The sequence below is a fragment of the Mammaliicoccus sp. Q-M61 genome (assembly GCF_022386055.1).
Lineage (GTDB): Bacteria > Bacillota > Bacilli > Staphylococcales > Staphylococcaceae > Mammaliicoccus > Mammaliicoccus sciuri_A.
Map to the genome: position 1 here is coordinate 13596 of NZ_JAJNJL010000013.1, position 20356 is coordinate 33951.

Consider the following 20356-nt stretch of genomic DNA (forward strand, 5'->3'; position numbering starts at 1 on the left):
TTGGGGTTTACGACAATTATTCCTGCAGCTGGACAAGGTAAAAGGATGGGAACTGAAATCAACAAATTATTTCTAGAAATTAACGGTGAAACAATTATTCGTCAAACTGTTGCCGTGTTTCAAGAAATAGATTCATGTGAACAGATTTTTATTGCTGCACATCCAGACGAAGTTGAATTAATGGAAGACCATTTAAAGGACTTTAGTAAAGTTGCTGGTGTTATTCCAGGTGGTCAAGAAAGACAACATAGCATTAATGAAGTCTTGAAAGTATTGATTGATACCGAAGTTGTGATGGTTCATGATGGTGCAAGACCATTTATTACACAAGAAAAAATCAATCAATTATATCAAGATGCCTTAACAAAAGATGCTGTGATTTTAGCAGTTCAAGCTAAGGATACAATTAAGCAAGTGATCGATGGTGTTGTTGAACAAACTTATGATCGCTCAACAATGTGGCAAGTTCAAACACCTCAAGCGTTCAAAAGAAACATAATTTTAGCAGCTTATGAACAAGCAGAAGCACAAAATTACTTAGGCACAGATGATGCTTCGTTAGTAGAGAGAGCAGGGTATCAAGTACATATATCAAATGGTGATTACGACAACATCAAAATTACAACACACGAAGATTTAATCATTGCACATTCTATACTAGAGAAGCGAGGTATTTGCGATGTTTAGAATAGGTTACGGTTATGATGTGCATGAATTTGATCCGGCAAGACCATTGATCATTGGTGGTCTTGAGATTGAACATACACATGGTTTGAAAGGTCACAGTGATGCAGATGTGTTGCTCCATGCAATTACGGATGCTATTCTAGGTGCTGCAAGTCTAGGAGATATAGGAAAGCTATTCCCAGATACAGATCCAGCTTTTAAAGATGCAGATTCAAAGTTATTGCTTAAAGAATCTTATGAACAAGTTTTGAAAAAAGGATATAAACTTGGGAATGTAGATGCTACAATTGTAGCGGAACAACCTAAATTCAGGCCTTATATAGATCAAATGCGAAGTGCAATTGCTTCAGTATTAGACGTGTCTATTGAAGATATAAATGTAAAAGCAACAACGAATGAAAAATTAGGATTTCTAGGAAGAGAAGAAGGCATACAAGCACAAGCTGTGGTATTATTAACAAGTAAAGAATAAAACAGGAGTGAGACGATGAGTAACAAAGTAAGAGTAAGATACGCGCCAAGTCCGACTGGTTACTTACACATCGGTAACGCAAGAACCGCATTATTTAACTATTTATTTGCGAAACATTATAATGGGGACTTTGTTATACGTATTGAAGATACAGATATAGCCAGAAATTTAGAAGACGGAGAAGCATCACAATTTTCTAACCTTGAATGGTTAGGTTTAGATTGGGATGAGTCTGTTAATAAAGACGGAGGATACGGTCCATATCGTCAATCTGAACGTGGCGACATTTATAAGCCATTAATTGAAAAATTATTAGCTGAAGATAAAGCATATAAATGTTATATGACTTCAGAAGAATTAGAAGCAGAACGCGAAGAGCAAATTGCAAGAGGTGAAATGCCTCGTTATGGTGGTAAACACGCACACTTAACAAAAGAAGAACAAGAAGCATTTGAAGCAGAAGGTAGACAACCAAGTATTCGCTTTAGAGTGCCACAAAATAAAGAATATAAATTCGATGACATCGTTAAAGGTGAAGTATCATTTGATTCAAATGGTATCGGTGACTGGGTAATCGTTAAAAAAGATGGTATCCCAACTTATAACTTTGCAGTTGCAATTGATGATTACTACATGGAAATTTCACACGTTATTCGTGGTGATGATCATATTTCAAACACACCTAAGCAACTTATGATTTATGAAGCGTTTGGATTCGAGCCTCCACAATTTGCGCATATGACATTAATCGTTAATGAAGAGCGTAAAAAATTAAGTAAACGTGATGGTCAAATTCTACAGTTCATAGAACAATATAAAGATTTAGGTTATTTACCTGAAGCAATCTTTAACTTTATTGGTTTATTAGGATGGTCTCCTGAAGGCGAAGAAGAAATCTTCTCTAAAGAAGAATTTATTAAAATCTTCGATGAAAAACGTCTTTCTAAATCACCAGCATTCTTTGATAAGAAAAAATTAGAATGGATTAATAACCAATACATGAAAGAAAAAGATTCTGAAACAGTCTTTGAAATGACAATTCCACATATGGTTAAAGCAGGTCTATTACCTGAAAGTCCATCTGAAGCTGAATTAACTTGGGCAAGAGACTTAGTAGGTTTATATCAACAACAAATGAGTTATGCAGGAGAAATTGTTCCTTTATCTGAGTTATTCTTCAGAGAACATCTTGATTTCAGTGACGAAGCACAAGAAGTCTTAGATGGTGAACAAGTTCCAACTGTAATGGCTGAACTTGTGAAACAACTTGAAACTTTAGAGCCGTTTGAACCAGCAGAAATTAAAAAATCAATTAAAGCTGTTCAAAAAGAAACAGGCATCAAAGGTAAACAATTATTTATGCCTATACGTGTTGCTGTTTCAGGTCAAACTCATGGCCCTGAATTACCGAATACAATTGCGTTGTTAGGTCGAGATAAAGTACTTAACAGATTAAAACGTTTTGTTTGATTTTTTTAGAACGAGAAATTATTATATAAATGACTTAAAGGACAAGTAGATTAGATAATGTGAAATTAGAGAGTACATGGTTGCTGAAAATGTGCCACATTACTTAAGCGAATGCACCTTTATTACAAATATGATGATGTTAATATTTAAAAGAGTGAGCATTTTTTAATGCTAAAAAGAGTGGAACCGTGCAAAAAGGCACCTCTAGCAATTATTGTTAGGGGCGCCTTTTTGTTATCTGAGGGGGGATTTAAATGTTTAAACGAGTCAAAGATGATATTCAAATGGTTTTCGATCAAGACCCTGCAGCAAGATCTTCATTTGAAGTCGTTATGACTTACTCAGGACTACATGCTATATGGAGTTATTTGATCGCTAATTGGTTCTTTAAGAAAAAAATGTACTTTATAGCAAGGTCTATATCTCAAATTGCTCGATTTTTCACAGGAGTTGAAATTCATCCAGGTGCTACAATCGGCAAGAGGTTATTCATCGACCATGGCATGGGTATTGTAATAGGTGAAACATGTCGTATCGGCAATAATGTAACAATCTACCAAGGTGTAACACTTGGTGGGACAGGTAAAGAACGTGGAAAAAGACATCCAGATATAGGTGATAATGTACTGATAGCTGCTGGTGCAAAAGTATTAGGTAATATTGAAGTCGGCAACAATGTGAATATTGGCGCGAACTCAGTCGTTCTTAAAGATGTACCAGATTATTCTACAGTAGTTGGTATTCCAGGTAGAATTGTTAAACAAGATGGATTGAAAATTGGTAAGAACTTTAATCATACAAATTTACCAGACCCAATATATGAACAATTAAAAGAATTAGAACGTCAACTTGAAAAGACGAAGAATGGAGAGATTGTTGATGATTACGTTATATAATACGTTAACAAGACAAAAAGAAGAATTTATTCCTATCGAAGAAGGAAAAGTAAAAATGTATGTATGTGGACCGACAGTTTACAACTACATTCATATTGGTAATGCAAGAGCAACAGTAGCATTTGATGTCGTAAGAAGATATTTAGAATACCGTGGCTACGATGTACAATATGTATCTAATTTTACAGATGTTGATGACAAATTAATCAAAGCTGCAAATGAATTAGGTGAAACGGTTCCGGAAATTGCGGATCGTTTTATTGAAGCATTCTACGAAGATACAGGTGCTTTAAATTGTAAACGTGGAACAGCGAACCCAAGAGTAATGGATCACATGGACGATATTATTGCGTTTATAGCTGTATTAGTCGAAAAAGGCTATGCATATGAAAGTGGTGGTGACGTATATTATCGTACAAGACGTTTTGATGATTATGGTAAGTTGAGCCATCAATCATTAGATGACTTAAAAGTTGGCGCTAGAATAGAATCTGGTGAACAAAAAGAAGATGCGCTAGACTTCACTTTATGGAAAAAAGCTAAACCAGGCGAAATTAAATGGGATAGCCCATGGGGTGAAGGTAGACCAGGTTGGCACATCGAATGTTCTGTAATGGCACAAGTACATTTAGGCGATACGATTGATATCCATGCTGGAGGAACAGACTTACAATTCCCTCACCACGAAAATGAAATTGCCCAATCAGAAGCACACAATGATAAGACATTCGCGAATTATTGGATGCACAACGGCTTTGTAAATATTAACAATGAAAAAATGAGTAAATCATTAGGTAACTTTATTTTAGTTCATGACATTATAAAAGAAATTGACCCTGATGTATTAAGATTCTTTATGGTAGGTGCGCATTATAGAAATCCAATTAACTATGATTTAGAACTTGTACAAGCAGCTAGTAGAGGTTTAGAAAGAATAAGAAACAGTTATCAATCATTAGTTGATAGAGCACAACATGCTGTATTAGAAGAAGATGAAACAGAACAACATATCGAACGTATTAATGAAATATTAAAAGACTTTGAAACATCTATGGATGATGATTTCAATACAGCTAATGCAATGACTGCATGGTATGACTTGAATAAATTAGCTAATAAATATTTACTTGAAAATACAACTTCTACAAAAACAATTAATCGTTTCAAAGAAGTGTATGAAATCTTTAGTGAAGTTCTTGGTGTACCATTAGTAGGTAAAAAACAAAATGAATTGCTTGATGAAGAAATTGAAGCATTAATTGAAGAACGTAATGAAGCAAGAAAAGCTAAGAACTTCCAAAGAGCGGACGAAATTAGAGACGCACTAAAAGAACAAAATATTATTCTTGAAGACACAGCTCAAGGTGTGAGGTTTAGACGTGGATAAATTAACAATTAAAATGTTAAATCCGTTATCCTTAGCTTACATGGGTGATTCGATATTAGATACGTATGTCAGAAAGCATATTATCCTTAAAATAAAAGGGAAACCTAATCGATTACATCAATTGTCTAAACAATATGTTTCTGCAAAGGGACAAGCTTATGCACTTAATATTTTGATGGAAAATGAATTTTTTACAGAAGAAGAATTAGAAATTATACAACGAGGTCGTAACGCAAAAAGTTATACGAAAGCGAAGAATACGGATATACAAACGTATAGAAAAAGTTCAGCAATCGAAGCGGTCATCGGTTATTTATTCTTAATAGATGAAACAGAACGCTTGGAAGAACTCGTTAATAAAATGATTGAAATAACAGAAGAAAGGGTGGGAGCCAATGGATGAATCGATTATAGTTGGTAGGCATGCAGTCAAAGAAGCGATAACTTCAGGACATACGATTAATAAAATATTGATTCAAGAAGGTATCAATAAGAAACAAATTGGTGAAATTTTAAAAATTGCAAAATCTGAAAAAATAGTCGTCCAAACTGTACCTAAATCAAAAATTGATTATTTAACTGATGTTCCACATCAAGGTATCGCTGCTCAAATTGCACCATATCCATATAAAGAATTAGAAGATTTCATTTCAGAAACTAAAGATATTGACCATGTACCTTGCTTATTGATGTTAGATGGTTTAGAAGATCCGCATAATTTAGGTTCTATTATGAGAACAGCTGATGCAATAGGTATTGATGGCATTATTATTCCAAAGAGAAGATCTGTGCAGTTAAATGCAACAGTAGCAAAAGCTTCAACAGGTGCCATTCAACATGTTCCAGTTATTCGCGTGACGAATTTACCGCAAACAATTGAAAGACTTCAAGAAGTAGGATATTGGGTCGCAGGTACAGATGCAAAGAATGCGACTGATTATAGACAAATGGATGCTGGAATGCCACTTGTTATCGTTATAGGCAGTGAAGGCGAAGGTATGAGTCGATTAGTGAAAGATAAGTGTGATTTTTATATTAAATTACCAATGGTTGGACACGTTAATAGCTTAAATGCTTCTGTTGCAGCAAGTCTGCTTATGTATGAAGTTTATAGAAAAAGGCATCCAATAGGACAATCATAATGAAAGATATCTATTTAATTATTGATGGCTATAACTTAATAGGACAATCAAGCGAATTGTCTTCCATTGCTCAAGTTTCTTTAGAAGAAGCGAGAGATAAATTGTTAATCACACTTATCAATTATAATACCCAGCATGATGGTGAAATGATTGTTGTTTTTGATGCATATGGTGTAGAAGGTACTGAATCAGTAGAATTTAAGCACGGTGTGAAAGTTGTTTATACGAAAGGGAAAGAAACAGCAGATAGTTATATCGAAAGACTAACGTATGAATTATATCGAAAACATATTACGCATATTACAGTAGTCACAAGTGATATGAGTGAACAACATGCTATTTTTGGTTCAGGTGCGTATAGAATCTCATCAAGAGAAATGTGGTCAACAATTGCAAATCAAGAATCTGTAGTTACAAAGCATCTATCAGAAATTAAAACTAAGACGCCTAGGAATAGATTGAACTTGCCAGATGAAGTATTACAGCAATTTGAAAAATGGAGAAGAAATAATCGATAAAAATGATTTTTTGAAGTTTGATTTATAAGGAAGTCGCTCTGTAAAATATGCTCAAAACAACAACAAGGGATGAGCATGATGAATGACATGAATACTGATAATCAGTTGTTAAAATGGATTGCTGATATTCAAAACGGTGACAAAGAAGCGTTTAATCAATTATTAAATGTTTTCGAAAGTGACATTCAGAAGCGGGTAGGCACATTGAGACTACCTTATAATGATAAAGAGGACATCGCACAAATTATAAGATATAAATTGTATAAGCAAGCACTCACATTTGATTGTGACAAGCAGGAGTCCTTTATACATTGTGTGAATGTCATTATTAAAAATGCTAAAATTGATTATATAAGAAAAGTTAAAAGTACAAAGTATCAAATATTAAAAGATTCATTAAGTATTGACGAAACAAAAAGTGATTCGGTTAATTTAATAGAGTGTCTTAGAGATGGTCATGGTCAGGATTTTGAAAATGAAATGTTAACTGAGTGTTCACTATCCTATTTGATGGATTCAAATAAACTATCACCTATAGAAACGGACATTCTAAAATTAACGGCACAAGGAAAAACAAAAAAAGAAATATCAAATGAACTAGATGTACCAGTGAAACATATATACAACGCACAATACAGATTAAAAAAGAAACTGAACAAGGCTGAAATTACTTCAGCTTTGTTTGACAATTAGGTGATTTGTTTTGTATATTAATCTAGGATTAGAATGAATTAGGTGATAAGATGAGAAAAGTCCCTTTAAATTGCGAGAAATGCGGAGCTAGAAATTATACAGTCCCTAAAAAAGATACAGATCAACGATTAGAGCTAAAAAAGTTTTGTAAAACTTGTAATACGCATACATTGCATAAAGAATCCATCTAAAAGGAGGAAAATCAATGGCTAAAAAAGAAAACTTCTTTCAAGGCGTAAAATCAGAAATGCAGAAAACAAGTTGGCCAACTGGCAAAGAACTTGTTAAATATACAACAATAGTAGTGTGTACAGTAATCTTTTTCTTAATCTTTTTCTATGCATTAGATTTAGGAATTACAGAATTAATTAATTTGATTAGATAGTAAGGAGTGGCAAAATGTCAGAAGAGATAGGCGCTAAACGATGGTATGCAGTGCACACTTATTCAGGTTATGAAAATAAAGTCAAAACAAACCTAGAAAAGCGTGTTGATACAATGAACATGCAAGAACAAATTTTTAGAGTTGTGATTCCTGAAGAGGAAGAAACATCTATTAAAGATGGTAAAGCGAAGACACAAATCAAGAAGACTTTCCCTGGATATGTATTAGTTGAGTTAATTATGACTGATGAATCATGGTATGTCGTAAGAAATACACCTGGTGTTACAGGCTTCGTTGGTTCTGCAGGTGCAGGATCTAAACCAAATCCATTATTACCTGAGGAAGCGAAATTCATCCTTAAACAAATGGGTATGGTAGAAAAAACTGTCGACGTAGAAGTTGAATTAGGTGAACAAGTTCGCGTAACAAGTGGACCATTTAGTAACCAAGTTGGTGAAATCAAAGAAATCGATGTTGAGAAGTACAAATTAACAGTACTTGTTGATATGTTCGGCAGAGAAACACCAGTCGAAGTTGAATTCGATCAAATTGAAAAGTTGTAAAAAAACACTTGAAATTTCATAATTTCAATGTTATTATTTAAAGGTCGCGCTCGGACTATGCGCAACCATTTCGTCACGAAATGAAGAGTGGGAGGGTAAAATATCATTACCCCATTACCACATCACGATATCAAGGAGGTGCACATCGTGGCTAAAAAAGTAGTTAAAGTTGTTAAATTGCAAATTCCTGCAGGTAAAGCAAACCCAGCACCACCAGTTGGTCCTGCATTAGGTCAAGCCGGTGTGAATATTATGGGATTCTGTAAAGAATTCAACGCTCGTACACAAGAGCAAGCAGGTTTAATCATTCCAGTTGAAATTACAGTATTTGAAGATCGTTCATTTACTTTCATCACTAAGACACCACCTGCAGCAGTATTACTTAAAAAAGCAGCTAAAGTAGAAAAAGGTTCTGGTGAACCTAACAAAACTAAAGTTGCTACAGTAACTCAAGACCAAGTACGTGAAATTGCTAACACTAAAATGCCTGACTTAAACGCGGCATCTGAAGAAGCAGCTATGCGTATCGTTGAAGGTACTGCACGCAGCATGGGTATTGTCGTAGAATAATTGAGTTTTAAAGTTTAAGCAGGCGGCTATTTCGCTGTCTGCTATTGCATTGTCTTTATGATAATGCACGTGGGAGGTAACATTCCGCTAAAACCACTAAAGGAGGAAAACAAAATGGCTAAAAAAGGTAAAAAGTATCAAGAAGCAGTTGCTAAAATCGATCGTACTGCAACATACGCTGTTGAAGAAGCGATTAAATTAGCAAAAGAAACAAGTACTGTTAACTTTGATGCATCTGTAGAAGTTGCATTTCGTTTAGGCATTGATACACGTAAGAATGACCAACAAATCCGTGGTGCTGTAGTATTACCACACGGTACTGGTAAAACACAACGTGTATTAGTATTCGCTAAAGGCGATAAAATCAAAGAAGCAGAAGAAGCTGGAGCAGATTATGTAGGTGAAGAATACATTAACAAAATCAACCAAGGTTGGTTCGACTTTGATGTAATCGTTGCAACACCTGACATGATGGGTGAAGTTGGTAAACTTGGTCGTGTATTAGGACCTAAAGGTTTAATGCCAAACCCTAAAACTGGTACAGTAACAATGGATATCAAAAAAGCAGTAGAAGAAATTAAAGCAGGTAAAGTAGAATACCGTGCTGAAAAATCTGGTATTGTTCATGCATCTATTGGTAAAGTATCATTTGACGAGCAACAATTAGTTGATAACTTCAAAACAATTCAAGATACATTAACTAAAGCTAAACCAGCATCATCTAAAGGTACTTATTTCAAATCTGTTGCTGTTACAACAACAATGGGTCCTGGTATCAAAGTTGATACTTCAAGCTTTAAATTATAATATAAAAATATTGACTTCAACTCCAAAACGCGTTATAGTTTTGGATGTGTAATATTTAACCTAAGACAGTAGGAGTTCAATTTTGAACTTAAAAAGCGATCCTACCGAGGCTTAAATTGACTTGAACGTATAAAATTCAAGCACTTTTTGCCGTGGGTAAAAAGTGCTTTTTTGTTGAGAAACCTCATCATAAAAGCACGGACAATTAATATGGAGGTGTAGAGATGTCTAATTCAAAAATCGTTGAAGCTAAACAACAAAAAGTTGATTTAATTACTGAACAACTTAAAAATTCTGTTTCAACAATTATTGTTGACTACCGTGGTTTAACAGTTGCGCAAGTTACTGAATTACGTAAACAATTACGTGAAGCAGGTATCGAATATAAAGTTTACAAAAACACTTTAGTTCGTCGTGCTGCTGAAGCTGCTGGTATCGAAGGTTTAGAAGAAACATTAACTGGTCCTAACGCAATTGCTTTTTCAAACGAAGAAGTTGTTGAACCAGCTAAAATTCTTGCTGACTTCGCTAAAGAAAACGAAGCGTTAGAAATCAAAGCAGGTGTTATCGAAGGACAAGTTGTATCTGCAGAAGAAGTTAACACTATCGGTTCATTACCATCAAAAGACGGTCTTGTATCAATGTTACTATCTGTATTACAAGCTCCAGTTCGTAACTTTGCTTATGCAGTTAAAGCTGTTGGAGAACAAAAAGAAGAAAGTGCTGAATAATTCAGCAACAAATAAAACTATTTAATGGAGGATATATATCATGTCTAATGAAAAAATTATTGAAGCAATTAAAGAAATGTCAGTATTAGAATTAAATGACTTAGTAAAAGCTATCGAAGAAGAATTTGGTGTAACAGCAGCAGCTCCTGTAGCAGCAGCTGGCGCAGCTGGTGGAGATGCAGCAGCTGAAAAAACTGAATTCGACGTTGAATTAACTTCAGCTGGAGATTCAAAAATTAAAGTTGTTAAAGCGGTTAAAGAAGCAACTGGCTTAGGCTTAAAAGAAGCTAAAGAAATCGTAGACAACGCTCCTAAAGTTGTTAAAGAAGGTTTATCTAAAGAAGACGCTGAAGCTTTAAAAGAAAAATTAGAAGAAGTTGGCGCATCTGTAGAATTAAAATAATCTCTGTATTAAATCAAAAAACCCGTTATTATCATGATAACGGGTTTTTATTTACTCATTTAATCAATAAAGAGGTGGCGTAATGAGTCATTATTTTGATAACGATCCAAACGTGAAGTCGGAACGAGAAAGTTTCGATTATTTTTATCGCGATAACAAACTCTCTCTTCAGACAGACCATGGTGTTTTCTCAAAAGGGAAAATAGACTTTGGGTCTGATTTACTCGTAACAACTTTCTTAAATGCAAATCCCCCTGGTCCTAAAAAGAAAATATTGGATGTGGGTTGTGGTTATGGTCCAATAGGTTTAATGTGTGCGAAAGTACTTCCGCATAGTGAAGTGACAATGGTAGATGTTAATGAACGTGCATTGGATTTGGCAAAAGATAATCAACGATCTAACAACATTCAAAATGCTCAGTTGAAAGTAAGTAACTGTTTAGATGGTGTATTAGATTTAGAATTTGATTTTGTATTAACAAACCCTCCAATTAGAGCAGGGAAGGAAATTGTTCATAAAATTCTTGAGCAAAGCATCGAAGTATTATCGAGTGGTGGACAGCTATTAGTTGTAATTCAGAAGAAGCAAGGTATGCCTTCTGCAAAGAAAAAAATGCAAGATGTTTTTGGTAATGCAGAAATAATCGAAAAAAGCAAGGGTTATTACATTTTAAAAAGTGTAAAAGCTTGATTTTGGTGTTTTGTTCTGATATAGTAATAGAATGTTAAAAATTATATTCAATAAGTGTGTACTTTTGCGTCGCCCTTAATTGAATGTTAGGAATAAGTCGTACGAAATAGAAAATGGAATCATTGACTTTCCGTTTTCTTTTTGTCTTATTATATTTATTTTGTAAGGCGCAAAGTTATATTCACAATATTTGAGGGGTGAATCTGTTGACAGGTCAACTTATCCAGTATGGAAGACATCGTGTTCGTAGAAGTTATGCGAGAATTTCCGAGATTTTAGAACTACCTAACTTAATAGAGATTCAAACGAAATCATATGAATGGTTTCTAAAAGAAGGTTTATTAGAAATGTTCCGCGACATTTCTCCAATTGATGATTTTACAGGTAACCTTTCTTTAGAGTTCGTAGATTACCGTCTAGGTGAACCAAAGTATGATTTAGAAGAATCTAAAAACCGTGATGCAACATATGCAGCACCATTACGCGTTAAAGTCCGTTTAATTAACAAAGAAACAGGCGAAGTGAAAGATCAAGAAGTATTCATGGGTGATTTCCCATTAATGACTGACACTGGTACTTTTGTAATTAACGGTGCAGAACGTGTTATTGTATCTCAACTTGTACGTTCACCATCCGTTTACTTCAACGAAAAAGTTGATAAAAACGGTAAAGTGAGTTTTGGAACTACTGTAATTCCTAACCGTGGTGCATGGTTAGAGTATGAAACAGATGCTAAAGATGTTCCTTACGTAAGAATAGACAGAACACGTAAATTACCAATTACAGTATTAATCCGTGCTTTAGGATTCTCATCAGATCAAGAAATCATTGATTTACTTGGTGATAATGAGTATTTAAGAAATGCATTAGACAAAGATAATACTGAAACAACAGACCAAGCATTGCTTGAAATTTATGAGCGTTTACGTCCGGGAGAACCACCAACAGTAGAGAACGCTAAAAGTCTATTATATTCACGTTTCTTTGACCCAAAACGTTATGATTTAGCGGCAGTAGGTCGTTACAAAATGAATAAAAAATTACATCTTAAACATCGTTTATTCAACCAAACTTTAGCTGAACCTATCGTTGATGTTGAAACAGGTGAAATTGCGGCAGAAGAAGGTACTGTTTTAGACCGTCGTAATTTAGATAAAATCATCGATGTTTTAGAATCAAACGCTAATATTCATGTTTATGAACTTAATAGTGGTGTCTTAGATGAGCCAGTAGAAGTTCAAACAGTTAAAATTTATATTCCTGGTGATGAAGAAAAACGTACGACAACAGTGATTGGTAATGCATTCCCTGATGAAGCAGTGAAATGTATTACGCCAGCAGATATTATTTCTTCACTATCATATTTCTTCAACTTGTTACATGGTGTAGGTTACACAGATGACATCGACCATTTAGGTAATCGTCGTCTACGTTCAGTAGGAGAATTACTACAGAACCAATTCAGAATTGGTTTATCACGTATGGAACGTGTTGTACGTGAACGTATGTCAATTCAAGACACTGATTCAATCACACCTCAACAATTAATTAATATTCGTCCAGTAATTGCATCTATTAAAGAATTCTTTGGTAGCTCTCAATTATCTCAATTCATGGACCAAGCAAACCCATTAGCAGAGTTGACGCATAAACGTCGTCTATCAGCATTAGGACCGGGTGGTTTAACTCGTGAGCGTGCTGGTATGGAAGTACGTGACGTTCACTACTCTCACTATGGTCGTATGTGTCCAATTGAAACGCCTGAGGGACCAAACATTGGTTTAATCAACTCATTATCAAGTTATGCAAGAGTTAATGAATTTGGTTTCATTGAAACACCTTATCGTAAGGTAAACATCGAAACAAACCAAGTTACTGACAGAATTGACTACTTAACTGCTGATGAAGAAGACAGCTATGTAGTTGCGCAAGCAAACTCTGTACTTGATGAAACAGGTAAATTCGTAGATGACGAAGTACTTTGTCGTTTCCGTGGGGACAACACTACGAAACCTAAAGAACGTATGGACTACATGGATGTATCTCCTAAACAAGTTGTTTCTGCAGCGACAGCATGTATTCCGTTCTTAGAAAACGATGACTCTAACCGTGCGCTTATGGGTGCGAACATGCAACGTCAAGCGGTACCTTTAATGAACCCAGAAGCACCATTTGTTGGTACTGGTATGGAACACGTAACTGCACGTGATTCAGGTGCAGCAGTAGTTGCTAAGTATAAAGGTAGAGTTGAGCACGTAGAAGCAAAAGAAATCCTTGTTAGACGTATTGTTGAAGAGAACGGTAAAGAGATCGAAACAGAATTAGATCGTTACCCATTATCTAAATTCAAACGTAGTAACTCAGGTACTTGTTACAACCAACGTCCAATCATTGCGAGCGGAGACATTGTTTCTAAAGGTGAAATTTTAGCTGATGGTCCTTCAATGGAACTTGGTGAAATGGCACTTGGACGTAACGTAGTCGTTGGTTTCATGACTTGGGACGGTTATAACTATGAGGATGCTGTAATCATGAGTGAACGTCTTGTTAAAGATGATGTTTATACTTCAATTCACGTTGAAGAATATGAATCAGAAGCTCGTGACACTAAATTAGGACCTGAAGAAATCACACGTGATATTCCTAACGTTTCTGACAATGCGCTTAAGAACTTAGATGATCGTGGTATCGTTTATGTTGGTGCTGAAGTTAAAGACGGAGATATCCTAGTTGGTAAAGTAACGCCTAAAGGTGTAACTGAATTAACAGCTGAAGAAAGATTATTACATGCAATCTTTGGTGAAAAAGCTCGTGAAGTTCGTGATACATCATTACGTGTACCTCATGGTGCAGGTGGTATTGTATTAGATGTTAAAGTATTTAACAGAGAAGAAGGCGATGACTCACTATCTCCAGGTGTAAACCAATTAGTACGTGTATACATCGTTCAAAAACGTAAAATACATGTCGGAGATAAAATGTGTGGTCGTCACGGTAACAAAGGTGTTATCTCACGTATCTTACCTGAAGAAGATATGCCTTACTTACCAGATGGAACACCAATTGACATCATGTTAAACCCATTAGGTGTACCTTCTCGTATGAATATCGGACAAGTATTAGAACTTCATCTTGGAATGGCAGCTAAGAATTTAGGTATTCATGTTGCTTCACCAGTATTTGATGGTGCAAACGATGATGATGTTTGGTCAACTATTGAAGAAGCAGGTATGGCTCGTGATGGTAAAACTGTACTATACGATGGTCGTACTGGTGAACCGTTTGATAACCGTGTATCTGTAGGTGTAATGTACATGCTTAAACTTGCACACATGGTAGACGATAAATTACATGCGCGTTCTACTGGACCATACTCACTTGTTACACAACAACCACTTGGCGGTAAAGCTCAATTTGGTGGACAACGTTTCGGTGAGATGGAAGTATGGGCACTTGAAGCTTACGGTGCAGCATATACTTTACAAGAGATTTTAACTTATAAATCTGATGACACAGTAGGTCGTGTTAAAACTTACGAATCTATCGTAAAAGGAGAAAACATCCCTAAACCAGGTGTTCCTGAATCATTCCGCGTATTAATGAAAGAGTTACAAAGTTTAGGTCTAGACGTTAAAGTTATGGACGAACACGATAACGAAATCGAAATGCGTGATTTAGAAGATGAAGATATGATGGACAAGAAAGTTGATTTAGGTGTTTCACAAGATGCATCAATAGAAGGACAACAAGTAACTGACTAAAAGTTAATAAAGCGCATTTGATTAACCATTTGCGCTTTTCATTTGTTATACATTATCAATCAACCGGCACAACTAATTTAAATTGAAGGAGGTAGGCTCCTTGATTGATGTAAATAATTTCCATTACATGAAAATAGGACTTGCTTCACCTGAAAAGATCCGTTCTTGGTCATTTGGTGAAGTGAAAAAACCAGAAACAATTAACTACCGTACGTTAAAACCTGAAAGAGATGGTTTATTCTGTGAGAAAATTTTTGGTCCAACTAAGGACTGGGAATGTAGTTGTGGTAAATATAAAAGAGTACGCTACAAAGGCATGGTCTGTGACCGTTGTGGTGTAGAGGTTACTAAATCAAAAGTGCGTCGTGAAAGAATGGGGCACATTGAATTAGCAGCTCCAGTTTCACACATTTGGTACTTCAAAGGTATCCCAAGTCGTATGGGACTTTTACTTGATATGTCACCACGTTCACTTGAAGAGGTTATATACTTTGCTTCTTACACTGTAATTGATCCAGGTCCAACTGGATTAGAGAAGAAACAATTATTAACTGAAGGTGAATTCCGTGAGTATTATGATAAATATCCAGGTAAATTCACAGCAAAAATGGGTGCAGAAGCAATCCGTGACTTATTAAGCGATATCGACTTAGATAAAGAATTAAAAGAATTACGTGAAGAATTAGAATCAGCAACAGGACAAAGATTGACAAGAGCAATTAAACGTCTAGAAGTTGTTGAATCATTCCGTCACTCAGGTAATGATCCATCTTGGATGATCTTAGATGTATTACCAATTATTCCACCTGAAATTCGTCCAATGGTTCAATTAGATGGTGGACGTTTCGCAACAAGTGATTTAAATGATTTATACCGTCGTGTTATCAACCGTAATAATCGTTTGAAACGTTTATTAGACTTAGGTGCACCTGGTATTATCGTTCAAAATGAAAAACGTATGTTACAAGAAGCTGTAGATGCTTTAATTGATAATGGTCGTCGTGGTCGTCCAGTAACTGGACCAGGTAACCGTCCATTAAAATCATTGTCACATATGTTAAAAGGTAAACAAGGTCGTTTCCGTCAAAACTTACTTGGTAAACGTGTTGACTATTCAGGTCGTTCAGTTATCGTAGTTGGACCAAACCTTAAAATGTATCAATGTGGTTTACCGAAAGAAATGGCGTTAGAATTGTTCAAACCTTTCATTATGAAAGAACTTGTTGAACGTGAAATTGCTACAAACATCAAGAATGCAAAAGGTAAAATAGAAAGAATGGAAGAAGAAGTTTGGGATGTACTAGAAGATGTTATTAAAGAACATCCAGTACTATTAAACCGTGCACCAACACTTCACCGTTTAGGTATTCAAGCATTTGAACCTACACTAGTTGAAGGTCGTGCAATCAGACTTCATCCACTTGTAACAACTGCTTATAACGCTGACTTTGATGGTGACCAAATGGCTGTCCATGTTCCATTATCAAAAGAAGCACAAGCAGAAGCACGTATGTTAATGCTTGCAGCTCAAAACATCTTGAACCCTAAAGATGGTAAACCAGTCGTAACACCTTCTCAAGATATGGTATTAGGTAACTATTACCTAACACTTGAACGTAAAGGCGCTACAGGAGCTGGTGAAATCTTTAGTGAAACAGATGAAGTTATTAAAGCGTATGTAAATGGTTATGTTCATTTACACTCACGTATAGCTGTTCATGCAAGATCATTAAAGAACCCAACATTTACAGAAGAACAAAACAATAAATTACTTATCACATCTGTTGGTAAAGTGATATTCAATGAAATTATGCCGGATTCATTCCCGTATATTAATGAACCAACGAATTTCAATTTAGAAAAATCAACACCTGACAAATACTTTGTATCACCTACTGATATTCCAGAAGGTGGATTAATCGAGTACTTACAAGATGTTGAACTTGTTAAACCATTTAACAAGAAATTCTTAGGTCAAATCATTGCGGAAATCTTTAATAAATTCCACATTACAGATACATCAGTAATGCTTGATAAGATGAAAGATTTAGGATTTAAATACTCATCTAAAGCTGGTATTACAGTTGGGGTTTCTGACATTGTGGTACTTCCTGATAAACAAGAAATTATTGGAGAAGCAGAAGTCAAAGTAGATAAAGTACAGAAACAGTTTAGCCGTGGTTTAATTACTGAAAGCGAACGTTATGCTGCTGTAATTGAAATTTGGACAAAAGCTAAAGATGATATTCAAGCTAAATTAATGATGTCATTAGACAGCTTAAACCCAATCTTCATGATGAGTGACTCTGGTGCCCGTGGTAACGCATCAAACTTCACTCAATTAGCTGGTATGCGTGGTTTGATGGCTAACCCATCTGGTCGAATTATCGAGTTACCTATTAAATCTTCATTCCGTGAAGGTTTAACAGTACTTGAATACTTCATCTCTACTCACGGTGCGCGTAAAGGTCTTGCCGATACAGCACTGAAAACTGCCGATTCAGGTTACTTAACACGTCGTCTAGTTGACGTAGCACAAGATGTTATCGTTAGAGAAGAAGACTGTGGAACTGACCGTGGTTTACTTGTTTCAGATATTAGAGAAGGATCAGAGTTAATCGAACCATTCATTGAACGTATTGAAGGTCGTTACTCTAAAGAAACATTACGTCATCCTGAAACAGATGAAGTAATTATTAAAGTTAATGAATTAATAACTGCAGATATTGCTAAACAAATAGTTGACGCAGGTATTACTGAAATGCATATTCGCTCTGCATTTACATGTAACACTCGTCACGGTGTATGTGAAAAATGTTATGGTAAGAACTTAGCAACTGGTGAACAAGTTGAAGTTGGTGAAGCAGTTGGTACAATTGCTGCACAATCAATCGGTGAACCAGGTACTCAGCTTACAATGCGTACATTCCATACAGGTGGTGTAGCAGGTGCCGATATCACTCAAGGTTTACCTCGTATTCAAGAGCTATTTGAAGCACGTAATCCTAAAGGACAAGCTGTTATTTCTGAAATTAATGGTGAAGTAACTGAAATTACGATCGTTAAAGATCGTCAACAAGAAATTAAAGTTAAAGGCGAAAATGAAATCCGTACTTATAACGCACCAGGTACTGCTCGACTTAAAGTTGAAGAAGGTCAATACGTAGAACGTGGTGAAGTTATGACTGAAGGTTCAATTGAACCTAAAGGATTACTAGCTGTTGCAGGCTTAAATGCAACTCAAAGTTACTTACTAAAAGAAGTACAAAAAGTTTACCGTATGCAAGGTGTTGAAATTTCAGATAAACACGTTGAAGTTATGGTTAGACAAATGCTTCGTAAAGTAAGAATTATTGAAGCAGGAGATACTAAACTATTACCAGGTGCATTAGTTGATATTCATACATTCACTGATGCAAACAGAGAAGTATTTGCGACGCGTAAACGTCCAGCAACTGCTAAACCTGTATTACTTGGTATTACGAAAGCATCTCTTGAGACTGAAAGTTTCTTATCAGCTGCTTCATTCCAAGAAACAACAAGAGTACTTACAGATGCTGCTATTAAAGGTAAGCGTGATGACTTACTTGGACTTAAAGAAAATGTTATCATCGGTAAATTGATCCCTGCCGGAACAGGTATGAGAAGATATACTGGTGTTGACTTTGAAAAAGTTGAAAAAGAAGTAGTACCTGAAGAACAAGTTGTGACTGACTAATATATATGGGCTGTTCTAGGTTCCTAGAACAGCTTGTATTTTATTATAAAAACACTTTAAAAATGATTGACTTTATAACTGTGCAATGTTATTATTGTTAAGGTTGATGAAAGCAGACGCTTTGGAGGATATGAAATGTCTAATGAAAAAGCCTTAAGCTTAAATCAAGACAGTTATGTCATTGGTTTAAAACAGACCACTAAAGCATTATTGAAGCATGATGTACGTCAAGTAATCATTGCTCAAGATGTCAATATTCATATTTTGTCGAAAGTGTTATCGATAGCATTTGAGACAGGCGTTCCGATAAGTTATAGTCCTAGTCGACAAGAACTTGGATCACGCTATGGAATAGAAGTTAATGCGACAGTTGTTGCATTGCTTAAATAAATGTGTAAGCTGTGCTTACTATTTTTATTTGACTTAAAATGAACCACCTGGATGTGTGGAATTAAGAAATGAAGAGAGGAGGACATTAAAGATGCCTACTATTAACCAATTAGTACGTAAACCTCGTACTAGCAAAACACAAAAATCAACTGCACCAGCATTAAACAGAGGTTACAATAGCATGAAGAAAAAAATGACTACTGTATACTCTCCTCAAAAACGTGGTGTATGTACTCGTGTAGGAACAATGACACCTAAAAAACCTAACTCAGCTTTACGTAAATATGCTCGTGTTCGTTTATCAAACAACATCGAAGTAAACGCGTATATCCCTGGTATTGGTCACAACTTACAAGAACACAGTGTTGTACTTATTCGTGGTGGACGTGTAAAAGACTTACCTGGTGTGCGTTACCATATCGTACGTGGTGCTTTAGACACTTCTGGTGTTGACGGTCGTATGCAAAGCCGTTCACTTTATGGTGCTAAAAAACCTAAAGCTGCTAAAAAATAATTTGACATTAAATTTCTGTAAATAACAGTTTTTTAAATGACGATAAATCAATTAAACTTTATAATGAGGAAGGAGGATTACGATTATGCCTCGTAAAGGTCCAGTTGCAAAAAGAGATGTTTTACCAGATCCAATTCACAACTCTAAATTAGTAACAAAATTAATCAACAAAATCATGCTTGATGGTAAACGTGGTACTGCTCAAAGAATTCTTTATTCTGCATTCGAACTTGTTCAAGAACGTTCAGGTAAAGATGCTATGGAAGTATTCGATGAAGCTATCAACAACATCATGCCTGTACTTGAAGTTAAAGCTCGCCGTGTAGGTGGTTCAAACTATCAAGTACCTGTAGAAGTACGTCCAGAACGTCGTACTACTTTAGGTTTACGTTGGTTAGTTAACTACGCGCGTCTTCGTGGTGAAAAAACTATGGAAGAGCGTTTAGCTAATGAAATCTTAGATGCTGCCAATAACACTGGTGGTGCTGTTAAGAAACGTGAAGACACTCACAAAATGGCAGAAGCTAACAAAGCGTTTGCTCATTACCGTTGGTAAGA

The 20356-nt window shown here is 35.5% G+C and carries 22 protein-coding genes and 1 other annotated feature; all 22 genes read left to right on the forward strand.

What is annotated here, in order from left to right; all coding sequences use genetic code 11:
- Nucleotides 1–687 carry a 2-C-methyl-D-erythritol 4-phosphate cytidylyltransferase gene (gene ispD / locus LQ677_RS13405; RefSeq protein ID WP_239749027.1) on the forward strand — a complete coding sequence of 229 codons (687 nt, stop codon included), beginning with the start codon at nt 1–3 and terminating at the stop codon, nt 685–687.
- Nucleotides 680–1159: a 2-C-methyl-D-erythritol 2,4-cyclodiphosphate synthase gene (gene ispF, locus LQ677_RS13410; RefSeq protein ID WP_025904848.1), complete on the forward strand. Its 480-nt coding sequence runs from the start codon at nt 680–682 to the stop codon at nt 1157–1159. The genes ispD and ispF overlap by 8 nt, the downstream gene beginning before the upstream one ends.
- A 15-nt stretch (nt 1160–1174) precedes the next feature.
- A complete protein-coding gene (gene gltX, locus LQ677_RS13415; protein ID WP_204255781.1) occupies nt 1175–2629 on the forward strand; it encodes a glutamate--tRNA ligase in 1455 nt (484 codons plus the stop codon).
- Nucleotides 2630–2883: 254 nt separating this feature from the next.
- Nucleotides 2884–3525, forward strand: a complete 642-nt coding sequence (gene cysE / locus LQ677_RS13420; protein ID WP_025904850.1) for a serine O-acetyltransferase — start codon at nt 2884–2886, stop codon at nt 3523–3525.
- Nucleotides 3509–4912: a cysteine--tRNA ligase gene (gene cysS, locus LQ677_RS13425; RefSeq protein WP_037589914.1), complete on the forward strand. Its 1404-nt coding sequence runs from the start codon at nt 3509–3511 to the stop codon at nt 4910–4912. Before cysE ends, cysS begins: the two co-directional genes overlap by 17 nt.
- Nucleotides 4913–4925: 13 nt before the next feature.
- Entirely contained in the window at nt 4926–5315 is a 390-nt protein-coding gene (locus tag LQ677_RS13430; protein ID WP_037589958.1) for a Mini-ribonuclease 3, read from the forward strand.
- Complete coding sequence (gene rlmB, locus LQ677_RS13435; RefSeq protein ID WP_025904853.1) at nt 5308–6054, forward strand: 23S rRNA (guanosine(2251)-2'-O)-methyltransferase RlmB; 747 nt, start codon at nt 5308–5310, stop codon at nt 6052–6054. Before LQ677_RS13430 ends, rlmB begins: the two co-directional genes overlap by 8 nt.
- Nucleotides 6054–6572 carry an NYN domain-containing protein gene (locus LQ677_RS13440; protein ID WP_037589915.1) on the forward strand — a complete coding sequence of 173 codons (519 nt, stop codon included), beginning with the start codon at nt 6054–6056 and terminating at the stop codon, nt 6570–6572. The genes rlmB and LQ677_RS13440 overlap by 1 nt, the downstream gene beginning before the upstream one ends.
- Nucleotides 6573–6650: 78 nt before the next feature.
- Nucleotides 6651–7265 carry a sigma-70 family RNA polymerase sigma factor gene (locus LQ677_RS13445; RefSeq protein ID WP_239749028.1) on the forward strand — a complete coding sequence of 205 codons (615 nt, stop codon included), beginning with the start codon at nt 6651–6653 and terminating at the stop codon, nt 7263–7265.
- Between the two features lie 50 nt (nt 7266–7315).
- A complete protein-coding gene (rpmG, locus tag LQ677_RS13450) occupies nt 7316–7456 on the forward strand; it encodes a 50S ribosomal protein L33 (protein ID WP_075577615.1) in 141 nt (46 codons plus the stop codon).
- Nucleotides 7457–7470: 14 nt separating this feature from the next.
- Nucleotides 7471–7650 (forward strand): preprotein translocase subunit SecE, encoded by a 180-nt coding sequence (gene secE / locus LQ677_RS13455; protein ID WP_025904856.1) that lies wholly within the window; start codon nt 7471–7473, stop codon nt 7648–7650.
- A gap of 14 nt (nt 7651–7664) precedes the next feature.
- Nucleotides 7665–8213, forward strand: coding sequence for a transcription termination/antitermination protein NusG (nusG, locus tag LQ677_RS13460; protein ID WP_025904857.1), 549 nt, complete (start codon nt 7665–7667; stop codon nt 8211–8213).
- Nucleotides 8214–8360: 147 nt separating this feature from the next.
- Nucleotides 8361–8783: a 50S ribosomal protein L11 gene (gene rplK, locus LQ677_RS13465; RefSeq protein ID WP_025904858.1), complete on the forward strand. Its 423-nt coding sequence runs from the start codon at nt 8361–8363 to the stop codon at nt 8781–8783.
- Nucleotides 8784–8897: 114 nt separating this feature from the next.
- On the forward strand, nt 8898–9590 hold the full coding sequence (gene rplA, locus LQ677_RS13470) for a 50S ribosomal protein L1 (protein WP_037589918.1): 693 nt from the start codon (nt 8898–8900) through the stop codon (nt 9588–9590).
- Nucleotides 9591–9631: 41 nt separating this feature from the next.
- Nucleotides 9632–9772: a sequence feature (ribosomal protein L10 leader region), on the forward strand.
- A 42-nt stretch (nt 9773–9814) separates the two neighbouring features.
- Entirely contained in the window at nt 9815–10321 is a 507-nt protein-coding gene (gene rplJ / locus LQ677_RS13475) for a 50S ribosomal protein L10 (protein ID WP_025904860.1), read from the forward strand.
- Between the two features lie 40 nt (nt 10322–10361).
- Nucleotides 10362–10724 carry a 50S ribosomal protein L7/L12 gene (gene rplL / locus LQ677_RS13480; RefSeq protein ID WP_153653597.1) on the forward strand — a complete coding sequence of 121 codons (363 nt, stop codon included), beginning with the start codon at nt 10362–10364 and terminating at the stop codon, nt 10722–10724.
- Between the two features lie 82 nt (nt 10725–10806).
- Nucleotides 10807–11415, forward strand: a complete 609-nt coding sequence (locus LQ677_RS13485; protein ID WP_239749029.1) for a class I SAM-dependent methyltransferase — start codon at nt 10807–10809, stop codon at nt 11413–11415.
- Between the two features lie 206 nt (nt 11416–11621).
- Entirely contained in the window at nt 11622–15176 is a 3555-nt protein-coding gene (gene rpoB, locus LQ677_RS13490) for a DNA-directed RNA polymerase subunit beta (protein ID WP_037589920.1), read from the forward strand.
- 100 nt (nt 15177–15276) lie between these two features.
- Nucleotides 15277–18894 carry a DNA-directed RNA polymerase subunit beta' gene (gene rpoC / locus LQ677_RS13495; RefSeq protein WP_037589922.1) on the forward strand — a complete coding sequence of 1206 codons (3618 nt, stop codon included), beginning with the start codon at nt 15277–15279 and terminating at the stop codon, nt 18892–18894.
- Nucleotides 18895–19029: 135 nt separating this feature from the next.
- Entirely contained in the window at nt 19030–19284 is a 255-nt protein-coding gene (locus LQ677_RS13500; RefSeq protein ID WP_025904865.1) for a ribosomal L7Ae/L30e/S12e/Gadd45 family protein, read from the forward strand.
- A 91-nt stretch (nt 19285–19375) separates the two neighbouring features.
- Entirely contained in the window at nt 19376–19798 is a 423-nt protein-coding gene (gene rpsL, locus LQ677_RS13505) for a 30S ribosomal protein S12 (RefSeq protein WP_037589923.1), read from the forward strand.
- A gap of 85 nt (nt 19799–19883) precedes the next feature.
- On the forward strand, nt 19884–20354 hold the full coding sequence (gene rpsG / locus LQ677_RS13510; RefSeq protein ID WP_025904867.1) for a 30S ribosomal protein S7: 471 nt from the start codon (nt 19884–19886) through the stop codon (nt 20352–20354).
- Nucleotides 20355–20356 lie beyond the last annotated feature (2 nt).

Coding starts and splice junctions, on each gene's coding strand:
- rlmB (WP_025904853.1), top strand. CDS start 5,308: ATGGATGAATCGATTATAGTTGGTAGGCATGCAGTCAAAGAAGCGATA.
- rpsL (WP_037589923.1), top strand. CDS start 19,376: ATGCCTACTATTAACCAATTAGTACGTAAACCTCGTACTAGCAAAACA.
- cysS (WP_037589914.1), top strand. CDS start 3,509: ATGATTACGTTATATAATACGTTAACAAGACAAAAAGAAGAATTTATT.
- rpsG (WP_025904867.1), top strand. CDS start 19,884: ATGCCTCGTAAAGGTCCAGTTGCAAAAAGAGATGTTTTACCAGATCCA.
- rplA (WP_037589918.1), top strand. CDS start 8,898: ATGGCTAAAAAAGGTAAAAAGTATCAAGAAGCAGTTGCTAAAATCGAT.
- LQ677_RS13500 (WP_025904865.1), top strand. CDS start 19,030: ATGTCTAATGAAAAAGCCTTAAGCTTAAATCAAGACAGTTATGTCATT.
- rplJ (WP_025904860.1), top strand. CDS start 9,815: ATGTCTAATTCAAAAATCGTTGAAGCTAAACAACAAAAAGTTGATTTA.
- ispF (WP_025904848.1), top strand. CDS start 680: ATGTTTAGAATAGGTTACGGTTATGATGTGCATGAATTTGATCCGGCA.
- cysE (WP_025904850.1), top strand. CDS start 2,884: ATGTTTAAACGAGTCAAAGATGATATTCAAATGGTTTTCGATCAAGAC.
- rpmG (WP_075577615.1), top strand. CDS start 7,316: ATGAGAAAAGTCCCTTTAAATTGCGAGAAATGCGGAGCTAGAAATTAT.
- rplL (WP_153653597.1), top strand. CDS start 10,362: ATGTCTAATGAAAAAATTATTGAAGCAATTAAAGAAATGTCAGTATTA.
- LQ677_RS13430 (WP_037589958.1), top strand. CDS start 4,926: ATGTTAAATCCGTTATCCTTAGCTTACATGGGTGATTCGATATTAGAT.
- nusG (WP_025904857.1), top strand. CDS start 7,665: ATGTCAGAAGAGATAGGCGCTAAACGATGGTATGCAGTGCACACTTAT.
- LQ677_RS13440 (WP_037589915.1), top strand. CDS start 6,054: ATGAAAGATATCTATTTAATTATTGATGGCTATAACTTAATAGGACAA.
- LQ677_RS13445 (WP_239749028.1), top strand. CDS start 6,651: ATGAATGACATGAATACTGATAATCAGTTGTTAAAATGGATTGCTGAT.
- secE (WP_025904856.1), top strand. CDS start 7,471: ATGGCTAAAAAAGAAAACTTCTTTCAAGGCGTAAAATCAGAAATGCAG.
- gltX (WP_204255781.1), top strand. CDS start 1,175: ATGAGTAACAAAGTAAGAGTAAGATACGCGCCAAGTCCGACTGGTTAC.
- LQ677_RS13485 (WP_239749029.1), top strand. CDS start 10,807: ATGAGTCATTATTTTGATAACGATCCAAACGTGAAGTCGGAACGAGAA.